The sequence below is a fragment of the Rhodothermus profundi genome (assembly GCF_900142415.1).
Lineage (GTDB): Bacteria > Bacteroidota > Rhodothermia > Rhodothermales > Rhodothermaceae > Rhodothermus > Rhodothermus profundi.
The window spans coordinates 153317-172410 of the sequence record NZ_FRAU01000004.1; the positions used below are offsets into that span (position 1 = coordinate 153317).

At 59.9% G+C, this 19094-nt stretch carries 14 protein-coding genes; 13 read left to right on the forward strand and 1 reads right to left on the reverse strand.

The genetic code is table 11. The features are described 5' to 3' along the window. Nucleotides 1-178: 178 nt before the first annotated feature. The 11 genes from fabF to BUA15_RS07250 all read left to right on the forward strand — a co-directional run bounded on the left by fabF (nt 179) and on the right by BUA15_RS07250 (nt 12975). Nucleotides 179-1450: a beta-ketoacyl-ACP synthase II gene (fabF, locus tag BUA15_RS07200; RefSeq protein WP_072715314.1), complete on the forward strand. Its 1272-nt coding sequence runs from the start codon at nt 179-181 to the stop codon at nt 1448-1450. Then, nucleotides 1440-2399, forward strand: a complete 960-nt coding sequence (fmt, locus tag BUA15_RS07205; RefSeq protein WP_072715315.1) for a methionyl-tRNA formyltransferase — start codon at nt 1440-1442, stop codon at nt 2397-2399. The genes fabF and fmt overlap by 11 nt, the downstream gene beginning before the upstream one ends. 103 nt (nt 2400-2502) lie before the next feature. Further along, complete coding sequence (locus BUA15_RS07210) at nt 2503-3729, forward strand: galactokinase (protein ID WP_072715316.1); 1227 nt, start codon at nt 2503-2505, stop codon at nt 3727-3729. Between the two features lie 63 nt (nt 3730-3792). Next, complete coding sequence (locus tag BUA15_RS07215) at nt 3793-4788, forward strand: AAA family ATPase (protein WP_072715317.1); 996 nt, start codon at nt 3793-3795, stop codon at nt 4786-4788. A 21-nt stretch (nt 4789-4809) separates the two neighbouring features. Beyond that, nucleotides 4810-5829, forward strand: a complete 1020-nt coding sequence (gene hprK, locus BUA15_RS07220) for an HPr(Ser) kinase/phosphatase (protein WP_072715318.1) — start codon at nt 4810-4812, stop codon at nt 5827-5829. Between the two features lie 218 nt (nt 5830-6047). After that, nucleotides 6048-7019 carry a M23 family metallopeptidase gene (locus BUA15_RS07225; RefSeq protein WP_072715319.1) on the forward strand — a complete coding sequence of 324 codons (972 nt, stop codon included), beginning with the start codon at nt 6048-6050 and terminating at the stop codon, nt 7017-7019. Between the two features lie 170 nt (nt 7020-7189). Then, nucleotides 7190-7411, forward strand: a complete 222-nt coding sequence (locus BUA15_RS07230) for a DUF2795 domain-containing protein (protein WP_014068011.1) — start codon at nt 7190-7192, stop codon at nt 7409-7411. Continuing rightward, entirely contained in the window at nt 7360-9876 is a 2517-nt protein-coding gene (locus BUA15_RS07235; RefSeq protein ID WP_084660541.1) for a BamA/TamA family outer membrane protein, read from the forward strand. Before BUA15_RS07230 ends, BUA15_RS07235 begins: the two co-directional genes overlap by 52 nt. Nucleotides 9877-9890: 14 nt before the next feature. After that, on the forward strand, nt 9891-10490 hold the full coding sequence (locus BUA15_RS07240; RefSeq protein ID WP_072715320.1) for a cyclic nucleotide-binding domain-containing protein: 600 nt from the start codon (nt 9891-9893) through the stop codon (nt 10488-10490). A 64-nt stretch (nt 10491-10554) separates the two neighbouring features. Continuing rightward, the gene (rlmD, locus tag BUA15_RS07245; protein WP_072715321.1) at nt 10555-11955 is read left to right on the forward strand and encodes a 23S rRNA (uracil(1939)-C(5))-methyltransferase RlmD; all 1401 of its coding nucleotides are present in this window, start codon (nt 10555-10557) and stop codon (nt 11953-11955) included. A gap of 12 nt (nt 11956-11967) precedes the next feature. Next, on the forward strand, nt 11968-12975 hold the full coding sequence (locus BUA15_RS07250) for an NAD-dependent epimerase/dehydratase family protein (protein ID WP_072715322.1): 1008 nt from the start codon (nt 11968-11970) through the stop codon (nt 12973-12975). A 1-nt stretch (nt 12976) separates the two neighbouring features. On the opposite strand, the gene BUA15_RS07255 is transcribed toward BUA15_RS07250, so the two are convergent. Next, a complete protein-coding gene (locus BUA15_RS07255) occupies nt 12977-14179 on the reverse strand; it encodes an MFS transporter (protein WP_072715323.1) in 1203 nt (400 codons plus the stop codon). Nucleotides 14180-14387: 208 nt separating this feature from the next. On the opposite strand from BUA15_RS07255, the gene BUA15_RS07260 reads away from it, so the two are divergent. Beyond that, nucleotides 14388-17261: a TonB-dependent receptor gene (locus BUA15_RS07260; RefSeq protein ID WP_072715324.1), complete on the forward strand. Its 2874-nt coding sequence runs from the start codon at nt 14388-14390 to the stop codon at nt 17259-17261. 100 nt (nt 17262-17361) lie between these two features. Continuing rightward, nucleotides 17362-19023: a T9SS type A sorting domain-containing protein gene (locus BUA15_RS07265; protein WP_072715325.1), complete on the forward strand. Its 1662-nt coding sequence runs from the start codon at nt 17362-17364 to the stop codon at nt 19021-19023. The last annotated feature ends 71 nt before the right edge of the window (nt 19024-19094 follow it).

The window sequence follows — 19094 nt, forward strand, 5'->3', positions numbered from 1 at the left end:
CCGGTTGGGGCCGATGGTTTTTTGCAAAAGATAACACGCGCGCGCCCAAAGTGCAGCCTCACGCAACCGCTGACTTTTATGCGACTTTTTTGTTTTTTAGGCAGCAATGCAGGGCTTTTGTCCTGTTTCTGGCGTACAACTGTCCATCTTTTTCCAACCGAAAACCCTGGTTATTGCTATGAAGCCGACCCATATGGTTGCTCCCCGACGGGTAGTTGTTACCGGCCTGGGCGCTGTTACGCCCATCGGACTGTCGCCGCAGGAATTCTGGGAAGGCATGATGCGTGGCGAAAGCGGTGCGGCTCCGATTACTCGCTTCGACGCTTCGCGCTTCGACACGCGCTTTGCCTGCGAGCTGAAAGGATTTGATCCGCTCAATTACATGGACCGCAAGCTGGCCCGCCGCCTCGACCCTTACGCGCAGTATGCGCTGGCGGCCGCCCGGCAGGCCCTCCATGACGCAGGCATCGACACCAGTACGCTGTCAGACGAAGCCCGCGAGCGCTTTGGCGTGGTCTTTGGCTCCGGCATTGGTGGCCTGCGCCTTTTTGAAGACCAGACTGCCCGCTACCTGCACGAAGGTCCGCAGCGCCTGTCTCCATTTTTCGTTCCGATGATGATTTCAAACATGGCCGCCGGGCTGATTGCCATTGAGCACGACCTGCGCGGCCCAAACTATTCGGTGGTATCGGCCTGCGCTACCGGTAATCATGCCCTGATTGATGCTACCATGCTCTTGCGACACGGCCATGCAGACGTGGTGCTCTGCGGCGGCAGCGAAGCTCCCATCACACCGCTGGGCATCGGTGGATTCAACGCGATGCGGGCGCTATCGACTCGCAACGAGGATCCCCAAACGGCCAGTCGTCCCTTTGACAAAAACCGAGATGGTTTTGTGGTAGGCGAAGGGGCCGGCGCCCTGGTGCTGGAGACGCTCGAACATGCTCAGGCGCGAGGCGCTCGCATTTATGCCGAGCTAATCGGGTTTGGCATGTCAGACGATGCCTACCATTTTGCCGCACCAGAGCCAACCGGCCGGGGGGCCCGGCAGTCGATGTTGCATGCGTTGCAGGATGCTGGCATTGCGCCAGAAGAAGTGGATTATATCAACATGCACGCTACTTCCACACCCGTAGGCGATCCCATTGAATCAGAGGCCATTAAGAGCCTTTTTGGAGAGCACGCCTACCGGCTAAGTTGCTCGGCAACCAAGAGCATGACCGGTCACCTGCTGGGAGCCGCCGGAGCCGTTGAAGCAATCGCAACCGTACTGGCCATCTGGCACCAGACCATCCCCCCTACCATCAATGTCGAAGAACTTGATCCCGCCTGCGATCTGGACTACACGTTACATAAACCGCGCCAGCGGGAAGTGCGCGTCGCGCTCTCCAATGGTTTCGGCTTTGGTGGTCATAATGCAACGGTAGTCTTCCGACGCTATGAAGAATGACGCGCAAAAGCAGGCGGTCTCCACGCCGCTGCGCATTGTGTTTATGGGCACTCCCGAATTTGCCGTCCCGTCCCTGGAACGGCTGGTCGCGGCCGGTTATCGCCCGGTGGCGGTGGTAACCGGCCCCGACCGTCCTCGTGGACGCGGCCAGCGCGTGCAACCGACTCCGGTCAAAAAAGCTGCGGAGCGGCTGGGGCTGGCGCCTATCCTGCAACCAGCGTCCGTTCGGGATCCGGCCTTTGCAGAAGCTATTGCAGCGCTGCACCCCGACATCATTGTAGTGGTGGCCTTTAAGATCCTACCACCTGAAGTGTACACCCAAGCTCGCCTGGGCGCTTTCAATTTGCATGCTTCGCTGCTGCCCCGCTACCGTGGAGCCGCGCCGATCCATCGGGCGATCATGGCCGGCGAAACGGAAACAGGTGTCACCACTTTTTTCTTGCGTCCTGAAGTCGATACCGGTGAAATTATCCTGCAAAAACGCACGCCGATTGGTCCCGAAGAAACGGCCGGTGAGCTGCATGACCGGCTCATGCACCTGGGTGCTGACGCCGTAGTGGAGACCGTTCGTCTTATCGAACGAGGCGAAGCCCATCCCCGGCCGCAGGATGACCGCCAGGCAACCCTTGCGCCCAAGCTGACGCGCGAGGAAGCCCGCGTTCCCTGGCATCGCCCGGCCTTTGCAGTGCACAACCACATTCGAGGTCTATCTCCCCATCCGGGAGCCTGGACCATGCACGGCAATCGCCTGCTCAAACTCTACCGCACGCGCCTGGCAACGGGCGAAGGCGCTCCGGGCACTGTGCTTGAGGCGGACAATCGGCTTGTAGTGGCCTGCGGTGAAGGCGCTGTAGAAATTTTAGAGCTGCAACAGGAGGGACGTCGCGTGCTGCCAGCCGATGCGTTTCTGCGCGGCTATCCGCTCCGTCCCGGAGATCGCCTGAGCTGAAGGTAGCGACACGCCTGAACCGTCAGACAGCCCCAAACGTATCCGAATAGAAAGGCCAGAGGCGCGCTTAAACCGCCCGACAACGACACCCTGCTACGCACCTATGGATTTTCCACCTTCACATGGCACTAACAGCCCGCTGCTTCGCACCTATCGGGAAGTGCTTACGCGTTTAGAAGCAGAAGCGCCCCCTTCCCCCGAGGTGCATCGCGCGCAATGCCAGTCCCTGCTGCAGCGGCTGGGCCCGGAGGATTCCGAAACAGTGCGGGTCCAATTCGTTCATGGAACGCCCGGCTTACTGGCCGCTCACACGCATTATTTCGATGGCTTTGCGCTGCTACTGGCGATTGCGCACGGCACCGCCGTGGCCGTCCGTCCCTCTCCGGATGCCACCAGTCGCCTGCTGCTGCCTTCCGACGAAACGCCCTGGACGTTGCCGTCCGGAGCGCCGGTGCCCCCGGACTGGCCTTTAGAGGTGTCGCTAACGTTTTCCGTACTGCGCCATTTTCGTCCCGAGCAGGCTGTAGAGGTAGCTGTGTTTAGCTCTGTGCCTGCGTTTGCGCGGGAAGTGCAGCTAACCACGCTGGCCGTCGCGCTGGCGCAGGCACTGGAATCGCCGAATGCTTCCTCGGAGATAACGTCCGCCAAACTCCGAGCGCTGGCAGAAGTTATCGAACGCTGCACCGGCTTCCCGTTCAGCGTTGCCTACCTGTTGGCGGCTTCGGTGGCCCGGCCTCGAACGTTTGTGCTCATTGACACCGCCACGCTCGAACATCTTGAACTGGAAGGGCCGGCCCCCGAAGTACTACGCTGGCTGTTAATCAATGCGGGATGCACCCTGCTGCCTCCTCCCGAGCATCACCGCCGGCAACGCGCCCTGGCCCAGCAAATTGTTGAAATTCTACAACGCCGTGGATTTCGCGAACTGACGTCTCTGCGCGAGCTTGCCTACAATGATCTGCCGCGCGCTCAGGCCCTGTTGCCTCGCCGGCTACATCCAGTGCTGCGCTACCTGGTCTCCGAAAACCACCGCGTGCACCACCTGGTGGTAGCGATCCGGCAGCAAGACTGGCAAAAACTCGGTTCGCTGCTGCTTATGTCACATGCGGCGCTGCGACACGACTGGCTGGCCTCCTGCGCCGAAGCCGACCTGATCGTTGAAGTGGCCGAAACCATGAGTCTGGAGGGTATCTTCGGGGCCAGCATGAACGGCTACGGGAACGCTGTACTGGTAGCGGGCCGCCCGTTTCAGCTACCTGTCTACCTGGAACGTCTCAAGAAAACCTTTGAGGCCCAGTTCGGTCGCGCTCCAGAAGCACTGCTGCTCTGACGGGAACCCGCACGTTTGCCACGACTTCGATAGGGCTGAAGCTCAGGAAAACCCTTTCAACGCATGCCTTCGTTCGATCTGGCGCGTGTAAATGCCCGCATTGAAGCAGACAGTGCTTTCCTAGATGCGCTGCGCACGGAGGTAGGCCGCGTCATTGTGGGCCAGCGCTATCTCATCGATCGCCTGCTGATCGGCTTGCTCTGTGGTGGACATGTCCTGTTGGAGGGGGTGCCGGGACTGGCAAAAACGCTGACTGTTAGCACCCTGGCCCGCGCTTTGGGCGTTCAGTTCCAGCGCATCCAGTTTACTCCCGATCTACTGCCGGCCGATCTGCTGGGCACGCTTTACTTCAATCAGAAAGAAGGCACTTTCTCCATCCGGAAGGGCCCGATTTTCGCGAATTTGATTCTGGCCGATGAAATTAACCGAGCACCGGCCAAGGTGCAAAGCGCCCTGCTCGAATGCATGCAGGAGCGACAGGTAACCCTGGGCGACACCACGTTTCGGCTACCTGAACCGTTCCTGGTGCTGGCCACGCAGAATCCCATAGAGCAAGAGGGCACGTACCCGCTGCCTGAAGCCCAACTTGACCGCTTCATGCTTAAGCTCCACGTGGGCTATCCTTCCCGCGACGAAGAATTAGCCATCATGCGGCGCATGGCCCGCACGGATAATCTTCCGGCCGTGCGCACCGTCGCTACCGGTGCCGATATACTGCGAGCGCGCCAGGCGCTTAACGAACTGTATGTGGACGAGCGCATCGAGCAGTACATCGTGGACCTGGTTGTAGCTACCCGCATGCCCGAGACGTATGGTCTGGATGACATGCGTCCGTATCTGGAGTTTGGCGCCTCGCCTCGAGCTACCATTTACCTGAACCTCGCCGCACGGGCCCACGCGTTTCTGGAACACCGGCCCTATGTAACGCCCGACGATGTGCGCGCGGTAGCCCCCGACGTGCTCCGCCACCGCCTGGTGCTCAGCTATGAAGCCGAAGCCGAAGCGGTTACCAGCGACATGCTGGTAGAGCGGCTGCTCGCCCATATTCCCGTACCCTGAACGCAACCGCCACGCCCAGCCATGCCCTATCAACCGAACCGGATTTATCGCAAAGAGTCGATCACAGTTGCCTTTATGGTCGAGCAGCTCCAGAGGACGGTTGGCCTTCCTGTGGAGCGCGTTAACCAGGTCGACGACACCCTGCGCCTGGTTGTTGAAAGTGAACTGAACCGTCCAGGCCTTGTTCTGGCCGGCTACACCGAGCTATTTACGTACCAGCGCGTCCAGATTCTGGGCAACACGGAAAATCGCTACCTGCGCCACCTGCCGCCAGCGCAACGCCGGCAGGCTTTTCAGAACCTGCTGCAGTTTCCCATTCCGTGCATCTTTCTGACCGACAATAATGAACTGGAGCCCGAGCTGGTCCAGATGGCTACCGAAGCGGGCGTGCCCGTCTACCGCACGCCGGTGCCTTCGACACGATTCATGGCCCTGCTGCGCGACTTTCTAAACGATCAGTTTGCCCCTCAGATGACCGTCCACGGCTCGCTGGTGGACGTCTACGGGATCGGGCTGCTTTTGATCGGCAAACCGGGCATTGGCAAAAGCGAAGTCGCCCTCGACCTGGTCGAGCGCGGCCATCGCCTGGTAGCCGACGATGTGGTGATTGTCACGCGTAAGGAAGAAACCGTCCTGATGGGCACCGGGACCGACCTGGTGCAGCACTTCATGGAGGTGCGCGGCTTAGGGCTGATTGACGTGCGCGCTATGTTTGGCGTGCGCGCTATTCGCTTCCAGAAACGCATCGAAGTCGTGGTCAAAATGGAACTGTGGGACCCGGAGGAAGAGTACACGCGCCTGGGCATGGTTGAAGAGACCTATCGGCTGCTCGACGTAGAACTTCCCATGGTAAAAGTCCCCATCACGCCCGGCAAAAACATCACGGTGCTCTGCGAAGTCATTGCCATGAACCACCTGCTGCGCCACTACGGGTACGATCCGGCCGAAGTGTTTGCGCAGCGCCTGAGCGAGCGTATCCGCCAGAAAGCTTCTTCCGTTCCCTTAAGAGGCACCGAATATTTTGAGCAGGATTACGAATAAGCCGTTGGCGCGTAAAAAAGAAACCAGAATTACCATGTAGTCCAATTTCTTTCTGTTGACACAGTCTGAGTCTCCATGTATTTTCTGATGCGTTTTTAATCAAGATGAGGGGCCCCACCATTTTTATTTGTGCATGCATTGAAGATTTTGCTGCAAGGCACGATTTTTTAAAGAAGGAAGCTACGTGTGAAATTTGAGTGCATGGAAGGGGTGGTATCATGCCGAAGAACCGGTACTACTATTTCGATCACACCACATGCTCCTTTGTAGAGGTACGCCCGCATCCACTGCGGCGTTTGTTGCTGTTTGCGAGCGTTGCCGTCTTTTTGCTTGGAGCAGGGGCGCTGCTTTTCTGGTACGCTACGGGTCGCCTTGCCACCCCACGGGAACTGGCGCTGGAAGCTGAAAACGAGGCGCTACGGGCGCAGTTGAGTCGCCTGAGTCAGAAGTTAGACCAGTTTGCCGTCCGCCTGAACGAGCTGGCCGCCCACGACCAATCGCTTTACCGAACCCTGCTGGAAGCGGAACCTATCTCAGAGGATATATGGCAGGTAGGCGTAGGAGGCACCGACACCTACGCTGAATTTGACCGCTTCAGCAAACCAACCGCTACCCTTCTGCGAGAGACCTCGCAGAAACTTGATGCCCTGGAACGCAAAATTGCGTTGCAGAATGCTAGCTACCGGGAGCTTGTGAAGCTCGTAGAAGCCCGAGAGAGCTGGCGCCGCCAGATGCCGGCTTTGCTACCAGCCGACGGAGTCATCGTATCGGGCTTCGGCATGCGCCTGCATCCCATCCTGCGCGTGCGCAAAATGCATGAAGGCATTGATATCCTGCTTCCCTATGGATCGCCGGTCTACGCGCCCGGCGATGGCATTGTGTATAAAACCGGCCGCAGCGCAGGCTATGGCCTTTACATCATTCTGGAGCATCCCGCCACAGGTTACCGCACACTCTACGGCCACCTGTCCAAAATCCTGGTGCGGCGCGGGCAGAAAGTCAAACGCGGCGATCTTATCGCTCATAGTGGCAACTCCGGACGCTCAACAGGCCCCCATCTTCACTACGAAGTACGGGATGCGCGGGGACGTGCGCTCAATCCTCTGCAATTCGTCGCCCCCAGCATGACTCCCCAGCAGTACCAGCAACTGTTGGAAGCCGCCGAAAACTCCAAGATTTCACTGGACTAAAAATTCTTTTCTCTCGCCATCGAACGGGAACTCTTATCCCCTTTCGCCGATAGGGAAAAAAGCCGATATAAAGAAAGCAACCTCTTGCTTTTTTCAGGCCGGTGTGCTATCGTGCCGGCCCATGATGGGGAACGAAAAGCCATTGTGTCAACCAAACCTGTGTGCCGACGATGGGGTACTGGACACTCGAGCTGGCCTCCTACCTGGAGGATGCCCCCTGGCCAGCCACCCGTGACGAGTTGATCGACTATGCAGAGCGCACGGGTGCGCCGATCGAGGTGATCGAAAACCTCAAGGAACTGGAGGACGACGGGGAGCCCTACGAGAGCATTGAGGAAATATGGCCGGACTATCCTACGGCCGACGACGACTTCTACTACGAAGAAGAATAAGCCGAGCATCTGATCTGGTCGGCCGTCCGGCCACTCCCCGTCTCTTAAAGGGATGGCTACTCTGGTTGATCGGCTGGGGGCTGCTGGGTGGGCTTCCGGTGCGGGGGCAGACCCAGCAGCAATTTTTTTCTGCGCCGTGGCTGGTACGCGAAGTGCGCCTGGAAGGCAACCGTTCTTTCTCTGACGAAACCCTTCGTCCTTATCTCCACACCACGGCCAACCGGCGCTTTCTGGGAATTCCTGGCTTTACCTGGTGGCTGTGGCTCTATCAACTGGGCGCTTCCGGCAAGCTGGGTGGCCTGCTGAGCCGGGCGCTGATGGCCAGCGGCGAACCGCCTGCCTATTACGAGCCGGCAGTGGTACAGGCCGACGTAGAACGGCTTACGCTGTTCTACCGCCAGGAAGGGTTTCCCAAAGCCCGAATAGAAGCCCGGCTGGACACCCTGCGCCCCGGCTACCTGCGCGTAACCTTTCATATCAACGAAGGCCCCCCGACCTACCTGCGACTCATTCGGTATGAAGGACTCGAGCCACTCCCTCCCGCCTTGCAACAAGCCCTGATCCGCGGCGCTCTGCTGCGCCACACTCCGCCGGCAGACTCGGCCCTGCTGTTGCAGGCCCGCAATCAGCGCTACTCGGAACTCACCCTGCTCGAAGAGCGCCAGCGGCTCATGGAATTCCTGTGGAACGCAGGCTATGCCGCCGTTACGCGCGACTCAATCCGGGCCATTGTCATTCCCGCACGCCCCGACTCCTTTGACCTGATCTTTCAGATTCATCCCGGCCCCCGCTTTCGCTTTGGCGACGTGCATGCTGAGGTCGATGGCCCGGAACCTGACGCTTTTTTCCAACGCGATACGCTCTGGCTGGAAGCGGCCGCCGACACGTTGCAGCCCGGCCAGCTCGTAGTCACCCGCCGCCAGGAACGCCACCTCAGCCCCTCCTTCCTAGCCCGCATGCTGCGCTTTCGACCAGGCGACTGGTACAACCGCTCGCGCCTGCTAAACTTCCGACGTCGCCTGGAAGCTACCGGCCTGTTTTCCTACGTGCGCATCGAACCAGGCTGGCGCGACACCATCCGCGTAACAGGCGAGACAGCCCCGCGCCTCCCCCATCGACTCGTGCTAAGCACTCGGCCCCGCCACCGCATGCGACTGGAAACCTTTATGCTGCAGCGTAATGGCCTGCTCACCGGTAGCGAAAACGAACTGGGAACCGGCATAGCCCTCACCTATGAAAACGCTAACCTGCTGGGCCGCGCCGAAACGTTCAGCCTGCGCACCTCTGGCTCCATCTCTGGCAACTTTGAAGAAGGCCTGCTGACTTCAGCCCAGCTCGAAATCACCGCCTCCCTGGTCTATCCTTATGCCATCCGTCCTTTCGGCGTGCTCGAGCGCTGGCTCCAACTTTACGACGCCCGCACACGCCTATCGCTCAGCTTGCTCACGGCCCGCCGCGACATACTTCGCCTGGTCATCCGAGGACGCGGCACCGCCCGCTTTCGTCTCGAATTGCAACATACCCCCACGCTTACCTCGTTCGTAGACCTGCTTGACCTGAGCTTGAGCAATCCAGACACCCTGACCGGCTTCCGCGCCGCCTTCCTCGACGAAGTGCTGCGCCCCATTGAAGATCCTGTGCAGCGCGCCCAGATCCTTGACGACTACACCGTGCCCCAGATCAACGACGTCGTGCGCTACACGCTGCAAGCTGCCCGCTTCAACCCGTTGCGCCGCGAACGCGGCTACGCCCATGAACTGTCGATCGAAGCAGGCGGCCTGCTGTCTGACCTGCTGGACCGTTTTGTATTCAGCCCGGGCCAACACGAAGGCACCCTGCCCGGCCTTCCTCTATTCCGAAGCGGTCCAACAGGCAACCGACTGCTCTACCGCCCGTACCTGCGCCTCAGCGTAGATATGCGCCGGTACCGCCCTCTCCGTCCAGGCACCGTAGTAGCCGGCAAGCTGCAGGTTGGCCTCGCTCATCCGGTCGGTATACCCGACGTCATTCCTTTCGACCGACGCTTCTACAGCGGCGGTGCTACCAGCGTCCGCGGATGGCCCCTACGAGGACTGGGACCGGGCCGTCTGCAATTGATGGAAAACGTGGACGGCGCCAATCTGCTGGGCGGCGAAATCAAACTGGAAGCCAGCCTGGAACTGCGCCACCGACTGCTGCGACGCGTACTGGCCGCCGACTGGATCGGGACGCTTTTCACCGACGTAGGAAATGTATGGTTTGGCCCCCGCAATCCAGGCGCCAAAGCCGGGCATTTTCGCCTTAACCGCTTTCTTCAAGAGCTGGGGTGGGGCGGAGGAATAGGCTTGCGATTGGCCTGGGAATATCTCATTCTTCGATTAGATGTGGCCTATCGGCTGCACGACCCGGCCCGTCCGGCAGCCGGTCTTCTGCCTGACGGCCTGCACCGCCCAACACTCCACTTTGGCATTGGCCACGCTTTCTAAACTATCCGAAAATCATGCACACGCTCTGGCACACCCTGCAACACGCCTACCAGCGCCTGTTTCAGGCGCAGGAGGACGCTCACACCCGCGAGCTGCTGCACATCCTGCGCCACGTTCCCATCTTTCAACATCTGCCGCGACGCACCTTGCGCACCCTGCTACCCTACCTGCATGCCCGCACCTATCGCCGCCACGAAGTACTCTACTTTGAAGGTGACCCCGGACTGGGGCTATACATTATCACCCGGGGCACCGTACGTCTGCTCACCGAAAACGAACACGGCCAACTCGAAGAGCTCACGCGCCTGAGCGAATACGACACCTGCGGCCATCTGGCATTGCTGGGGGAATTTCGCCGACTGGAAACAGCCCAGGCGGCTACCGAAGTGCAGGTGCTGGGCTTCTTCCGCCCGGACCTCAAGTTGCTACTCCGACGCCACCCGACCGCCGGTGCTGCCATTCTGCAGGCTGTAGCCCGCTACGTGGCCGCTCGCCAGGTAGAACTGGTTGGCCTGCTGGAGCAGTGCGCCAATCGCCGCCAGGCACTTATCTGGCTCCAGGAAGCAGGCCGCCGCGCCGAACACCGCCTGCCTTCGCTGCTCTCTGAACGGTAACGGCCGAACCCTTTCGCCTGCTCCGGGGTTTGTTGAGCCCGACCACTGACCCACACGGAGCACCGTGCTGAAAAAAGGCGCTGAGCTGGAACTGATCGTCGAAAAATTCGCAGACCGCGGGAAGTCCCTTACCCGCGTCGATGGGTATGTGCTCTTCATTGAAGGGGGCGTACCCGGCGACCGCGTGCGCGTGCGCATCACCAGACGCAAGAAAAACTACGCCGAAAGTCGCATCATCGAACTACTCGAGCCAAGCCCTCTGCGCACCAAGCCCCGCTGCCGGTATTTTGGCACCTGCGGGGGCTGCAAATGGCAGCACGTGCGCTATGAAGCCCAGCTCGAAGCCAAGCGCCAGAGCGTTTATGAAGCGCTTGTCCATCACGGCGGCTTCGAAGACGTTGAAGTGCGCCCTACCCTGCCTTCTCCTCGCCTTTACGGCTATCGCAACAAAATGGAATTTTCCTTCAGCGCCGACCGCTGGCTGACCCCTGAAGAAATCGCCAGTGGCCAACCGCTCGATCGCCACTTTGCCGTAGGACTACACGTACCAGGCAACTTTTACAAAGTGATCGACCTGGAGGAATGTCACCTGCCTGCCCCTATTACAGTGCACCTGCTCAATGCGCTCCGCTCGTTCTTCAAAGCCAGAGGCTGGGAGCCCTGGGACATTCGACGGCATGAAGGCTACCTGCGCCACCTGGTCATCCGCACCGGCACGCGCACTGGTGAAGTTATGGTCAACCTCGTAACCAGTCGCTACGACGAGGCCCGCATGGCCGAGCTGAGCGCTTTTCTGCAGCAGCACGTTCCCGAAGTTACGACGCTGGTCAACACCATCAACTCGCGTCCGGCACAGATCTCCTACGGCGAAGCCACCTACACGATCTTCGGCCCCGGCGTCATCCACGACTGCATTGGCCCGTTTCGGTTTGAAATTGCTCCCGATGCTTTCTTCCAGACCAACACGGAACAGGCCGAGCGACTCTACGAAGTCGCTTGCGAGCTGGCTGCCCTGCGCCCGGACGATCTGGTCTACGACCTGTACTGTGGCACCGGCACCATTTCTATCTTTGTGGCTCCCCACGTGCGCCATGTGGTCGGGGTGGAACTGGTCGCATCGGCCGTCGAAAACGCCCGGGCCAACGCAGCCGCTAACGGCATCACCAACTGCACGTTTGTAGCAGGGGATCTGCTCCAGGTGCTCACTCCCGCTTTTGTGCGCACGCATGGTCAGCCGGACGTGGTCATCGTTGATCCGCCCCGCGCCGGCATGCATCCAAAGGTGGTGCGTCGCATCGCGCAGTTGCGTCCACAACGGCTGGTCTACGTAAGCTGCAACCCGCAGACCCAGGCGCGTGATCTGAAGCTGCTCCGCGCGCACTATCAGATCGAGGCGGTGCAGCCTGTCGATCTGTTTCCGCATACCGATCATGTGGAATGCGTCATTGCCCTGCGAGCTCGTTAATCCTGAAGTGCTATGCATCGAGGCATTGCGTTCGTAACGGGCGGAACCGGCTTCATCGGCAGCCACCTGGTAGAAGAGCTGCTGCGCCGGGGCTACCGCGAAGTGCGCTGCCTGGTACGAAATCGGCTGCGCTGGCTAGAAGGGCTCGACATCGTCCCCGTACGCGGCGACTTTTCCCGAATTGAGGTGCTCTGGGAAGCCGTGCGTGACGCCGACGTCGTCTTTCACGTGGCCGGCGTTACGCGCGCCCGTGACTGGGCGACCTTTGCGCAGGGCAACATCACGGCCACGCTGAACCTGCTGGGTGCCGTACTGGAAGCCAACCCCAACGTCCGCAAAGTGCTCATCACCAGCAGTCTGGCGGCCGTGGGGTACTGCCCGGGCGGCGTGGCTACCGAAACGTCGCCCCTGCGTCCGATCAGCGCCTACGGACGCAGCAAGGCGCTCATGGAACAGGCGCTCCAGGCACCTCGCGCCGAAGGTCCGCCCTTCATCGAAGTGCTTCCCCTGGTAGTGGTGCGTCCGCCTGCCGTCTACGGTCCTCGCGACGCCGACATCTATACGTTCTTTCGGACGGTCAGCCGGGGGCTGTGCCCGATCGTGGGAAGTGGCCGCCACCCCGAGCTGAGCCTGGTGCACGTGCGCGACCTGGTGCGCGGCATGGTAGACGCCGCCGAATCGGACGCCACCACGGGCCAGACCTATTTCATCGGCAGCGAGCAGTTCTATTCCTGGCGCGAGATTCGCGACGCAACCCTGCGTGCGCTGGGCCGCCGTGCGCTGACCCTGCACATCCCCCCCTTCCTGGTTGAGCCCATCGGGACGCTGGTTGAGCTGGCCGGACGGCTGACCGGCACCTATCCCCCGCTTAACCGCGAAAAGGCCCGTGAAATCCGCCACGCCTGCAAAATGTGCGCGGTCGACAAAGCCCGCCACGACTTTGGCTACCGCCAGCAGATTGACCTCGAAACCGGCATCCAGGAAACCATCGCCTGGTACCGGCAGCAGGGCTGGCTGTAGCCTATCCTTCCTTCACCGAAGACTGCAGCGTGGGTTCAGGAAGGCCGTAGCCCACCACCAGGGCCATGACCAGGAGGGCCAGCGCGCCCAGCAAAGCATTGCTTGCGTAGCCGTATTGCGTGAAGAGCCAGCCCGCAACGACCCCGCTGATGCCAATGCCGAGCTGTCCCAGCGCAATCGACAGGCTCATGAGCGAACCGCGCCGCGCTCCCGGCACCAGCGCCGTCAGCAACGACTGGAGCGGGCTCATGCGCATGCCCACCAGGGCCATGGCCAGGGCAAACAGTCCATACGCCGCAATCCTACTCCGCATGAGAAAGGGCGCACCGGCCATCAGCACAGCCAGTCCAAGCGTGGCACTTACAATGAGGGGCTTGCGGCCCATGCGATCCGAGAGACGCCCGGCTAACGGGCCGGCCACGACATTGGCCAGTCCGCCGAGCAGAAAGAGCAGCGCCATCGCTTCGGTGCGAAACCCGAGCGTACGCTCCAGCCAGGCGGGCAGATAAATCAGAAACAGGCCGATGCTGAAAAACATCAGGAAATAGACCAGTGGCGAGGGGGCCGTTGCGGGCTGCCGCAGGAGCTCCCCATACCGCTGCAGCATGCCCTGAAGCGACAGCGGTTCTTCGGCCAGCACGCCCGTGGGCTGCGGCACGTAGCGCCAGATCAGCAGCGTGGCCAGCGCCATGGTCAGTCCGAACATCAGGAACGGCCAACGGAAGTCGACCCACCCCGCCAGCAACGTCCCCGCCGGAATGCCCACGATCTGGCCAAAAGCGATGCCGCTCATCACCCACCCGTTGGCCCAGCCGCGCCGCTCATAGGGAAAGTAATCACCCACGTAGCTGACGGCCGCCCCACTGAGCAATCCTCCGGCCGCACCGGCCAGGGCCCGTACAGCAAGCAGCGCAGCATAGCTGTACGCGATACCATGGAGCAGCAACGCCCCCGTCATTGCGGCACTGCCAACCAGAAGAATAGGACGACGCCCCAGCCGATCTGAGACCGGCCCCGCTACCAGGGCCATAAGGCTAAGCATAACCGCATAGACCGAAATCAAGCTGCCCTGTTCTACAGCAGAAATGCCCAGCGTCGCGCCAATGCGTGGAAGAATGGGGACCATGATGATCACCTGACTACTGGCTGAAAAGACCATCAGCCAGAGCGCCAGGAGGATATGCCGTTCAGATTGGGCAGCCATGCCCTGACCAGCGGTGTTTTCCGCGCCCAACCGCCGGCGCTAACGCTTTGTTTCGACAGAAACATCTCTCTGGATTACCCCTACTCCCTGCCCATCTGCTCAGGCATCAAATAGCCCCATCGTTAACGACTCGCTAACAGGCGGATAATCTCTGAATAACAACCACCCCCTACTTTAGGGACGGTTCTAGAAGCGAGCACAAGGGCCTATGAAGCGTTTGCTTCTGCTGTTTCTGGCGATGTGGCTGGTCTGTCCGGCTCAAGCCCAGACGGGACGCATTGCCGGCACTGTGGTTGACGCCGATACCGGCGAACCGCTTATTGGCGTCAATGTGTTTGTCGAAGAGAATAGCACAGGTACGGCCACAGATCTGGAAGGACGCTACGAAATAGGCAACTTAGCTCCAGGCACTTACACGCTTCGTTTCTCCTACGTGGGCTACCACAGCCAGACTGTAGCAGGCGTAACCGTACAGGCAGGCAACGTTACGCACCTCAACATCAAGCTGGCTTCGCAAGAAGTAGGACTGGAGGCTGTAGTTGTCGAAGCACGTCTGCTGCGCAATACCGAAGCCGCCATGTTAGCTGTCCGCCAGAAGGCAGCCGCCCTCAGTGAGGCAATCAGCGCCGAAATGATGGCGCGCACTGGCAGCAACAACGCAGCCGACGCCATGGAAAAAGTAACAGGCGTATCGGTGCTTGATGGCAAATATGTCTACATCCGAGGGCTGGGCGAGCGCTACATGAACGCCCAGCTTAATGGACTCGACCTACCCAGCGCTGATCCTGACCGAAAAGCTGTCCCCTTCGACCTTTTCCCGACGGCCCTGCTGGATAATATCGTTACTGTCAAAACGTTCACGCCCGACAAACCTGGGAATTTTACCGGGGGCAGCGTCAACCTGAACACGCGCGCCTTTCCTGATGCCTTATCGATTAGCTTTACCACCTCAATTACCTATCGCCCGCAGGTAGTAGGGTTTGGCAACCTGATGCTGGCGGTGCCCAACGCAAATCCGGGCACCTGGGGCCTCCAGGCCAGCCAGCTCGACGTGCCCGCTCTGCTGCAACGCTATCGCCTTGAAAACATTCCGTCTCTTAGCGAAGCAATTGTAGATGCCCAAAACGCCCGACTACTGGATCAGCTTTCCAAAGCCCTCACGCCAGCATTAACGCCCATCTATCGGCGCGCACCGTTCAACCGAAGCTACACCCTCTCGGTAGGCAATCGCCTGAATCTGGGCAATGGACGGCTACTGGGCGTGGTGGCCAGTTTTAGCTACCGCCGACAGGCTACTGCCTACGATGACGGCATATGGGCCCGCTACCGACTAACGAGCCGCAACGCAACGGTCCTTTCTGAGGACAATTACCTGCACACCATCTCAGGTACCGACGAAGTCCTCTGGGGTAGCCTGATCAATGCGACCCTGCGTCTCCACCGCCACCACGAACTGAGCGTCCGGTTCATGCAGAGCCACAGCGCTGAAAGCACCGCGCGCTACCAGCGCGGTCGCTTTCTGTACACCCTGGAGCCGGACGACATCTATGAAACCCGATCGCTGATTTACATTGAGCGGAACCTGCGCACCTATCAGATTCACGGCAAACATGCGCTGACCGACAAAGAAAAACCGGCTACGCTGAGCTGGGACCTCTCCATCACAAACACCCGGCAGGCCGAACCCGACCGTCGCTTCTTCACCAACCACTATCGCATCCGTACCAGCAGCGACGGCTCGGCTGACACGCTCTACACAATCCGCGCTACCACCCCACCGCAACGCTACTTTCGCTCTCTTAAAGCCTCCAATCAGGTAGGCAAGCTGGCCCTGGACATACCGATCACAACCCGGCTTCGCTTGAAACTGGGCGGCTACCTGCAACGCAAGAGACGCCTTCACCGAGAGCGCAAGTTTGTCCTGCGCCAGCAACGCGGTGCCCGCTACAACGGTAACCCGGAAACGTTCTTCACCTCTGAAAACCTGGGGCTTATTCAAGAGCACGACATCAACGGCGACGGCATACCCGACCTGTTCACTTTTGGATTATACCTCCAGGAAGATACCCAACCCTCCTCCAACTACGATGGCCTCCAGGACGTATGGGCTGGTTTTGCCATGATCGACGGGACTCTCGCGCACCGACTACGCGTGATCACCGGTCTCCGGTATGAAACCACCAATATGGAGGTCGTCAGCCACGACTCCACCAAAGAGGCCGGACGACTACAAAATGGCGACTGGCTACCAGCAGTAGCCCTGATTTACCAGTTGGCGGGCAACATGAACCTGCGCCTGGCCTATGGCCGCACGCTGGCCCGACCGATCTTTCGAGAGCTGGCTCCTTACTCGACTTTCGAATACGTGGGAGGCTACCTGCTTACCGGCAATCCCGGACTGCGCCGCACGCTCATAGACAACGTTGACCTGCGGTGGGAATGGTTCGTGCGCCCAGGCGAACTGCTGGCTACCAGCGTGTTCTTGAAACACTTCCATAATCCCATCGAGGCGGTATATCAGCCCTTCGCTCCTAACGATAGCCCGGAGGTGCAGTACCGCAACGTTGACGACGCCGTGCTCTATGGACTCGAGCTAGAGCTGCGAAAGCGACTGGACTTTCTGCATGGTGCGCTTCGCCACTTTGAAATCAGCGGCAATGCAACGCTTGTTCATGCAACCGTACAGGTGCCCGCAGAAGAGCTTCGGTCGATTCGTGCATTGCGCCCCGACGCGCCGGCTACGCGTCCGCTCCAGGGACAATCGCCCTACCTCTTCAACGTGAATCTGAGCTATGTGCATGAGCAGCGAGGAACCACGGTCAGCCTGCACTATCACGTATTCAGACCGCGGCTGAAGGAAGTAGGGTTGGGTGGCACCCCCGACACCTATGAGCGGCCTCGCCACCTGCTGGACCTGAACGTTAGCCAGCGGCTGCTGGCTACCTTATCACTTAAAATTTCGGCCAAGAACCTTCTGAACGCTCGCTATCGCGTTTCCCACACCTACAAAGGACGAGAGTACGTAACGCGCGCTTATGGAAGCGGACGCGCCTTCTCCATCGGACTCCGCTATCAGTACTGATCCCGATGCCTCCCAACGCAAAACGAAGCGGCGGCCTGTGGGCCGCCGCTTCGCATAAAGACCGCTCATTAACAAACCATAAACCCAACGTAATCCTGCCATGAACACGCGCCTGAGCATGCTGCTCCTACTATGCTGGCCCCTGGTAAGCCATGCGCAAAACGTGGTAACCATTACCGATGCCGACATTGGTCCGGGCGATCAGGTTACCTGGACCAGCGACAATATCTACCTGCTCGACGGCTTTGTCTTTGTGGAAGAGGGGGCAACCCTCACCATCGAACCCGGCACCATCATCAAAGGCAAACCCGGCACCGGTGAAAACGCCTCTGCCCTCATCATCACGCGCGGCGCCCGCATCTATGCCGAAGGGACTCCTGAGCGCCCCATCATCTTCACGGCCGAAGCAGATCCCCTCGATGGAAGCTTCGATGCGTCCATTCGCGGCCAGTGGGGCGGACTGATCATACTTGGTCGCGCCTCTACGAACCTCGCCACCGGTGAAGCCAATATCGAAGGCATTCCCTCCACAGAAACCCGCGCCCGCTACGGCTGCGTCCCAGGCAACAACACCCCCACCCCAATCGACGACTGCGATGACAACGACAACTCTGGCGTCCTCCGCTACGTCTCCATCCGACACGGCGGCTCCAACATCGGGGCAGACAACGAAATCAACGGACTGACGCTGGGCGCCGTTGGACGAGGCACAACCATCGAATACGTCGAAGTCTTTGCCAACGAAGACGATGGCTTTGAATTCTTCGGTGGCACCGTTAACACCCGGTATCTTGTAGCCGCCTTCTGCGGCGACGATGCCTTTGACTATGACGAAGGATTCCGCGGTAAAGGTCAGTTCTGGTTTGCTATTATGCCTCCCGACGGAGGCAACCGAGCAGGCGAACACGACGGCGGGCGCGATCCTGAAGACGGCCAGCCCTTTGCCATTCCGCTTATTTACAATGCCACCTATATCGGATCGGGCGCCAGCTCGGGCAATGCCGACAACAATGTCTTTGTCTTCCGCGACAACGCAGGCGGCAAATACTACAATTCTATTTTCACAGACTTTGGCAACCTGGGCATCGTCGTTGAAGACCTGGAAGGCATTGCAGTCGACAGCCGCCAGCGTCTTGAGCAGGGGGACCTGGTGCTGGCCCACAACCTCTGGTGGAGCTTTGGTGCAGGCAACAACCTGGCCGATATCGCCCCGCAAGCGTTTGTGCAGCAACACCTGCTGGCTAACAATAATTTTGTTGAAGATCCGATGCTGCGGGGCATCAGCCGGGAATCGAATGGCGGGTTGGATCCACGTCCAGCGCCCAACTCACCGGCTCTGACGCGGCCACGGGCCGCCTATCCCGCCCAGGACCCCTTCTTCACACCCGTGGAGTACCTGGGTGCCTTCGGCCCCGATGACCTCTGGATCAAGGGATGGACCAAAGTCGCCCAGCTCGGCATCTTGACCGGCCTGAAGCGCAACGCCACCGAAACATCCTTCCCGGTGATGCTCTATGCTGGTTCTCCCAACCCCTTTCGCTCCACGGCCACGGTAGCATTTTCGCTGAATCAGCGGCAGCACGTTCGGCTGGCCATTTATGACCTGCTCGGACGCGAAGTAGCCCGCCTCGTTGAAGGCGTTCGCCCGGCCGGCACCTACCATATTCCCTTTGATGGGAGCCACCTGGCGGCCGGCACCTATCTGGTCCGTCTTGAAACCCCCTCGGGCGTGCAGGTGCGAACGCTAACGCGCCTGCCCTGACCACGCCCAGAGCGAATGCACAAAAGGGGAGGAAGAAAGAACTACCTCCCCTTTTATTTCTGGTGAAAAGA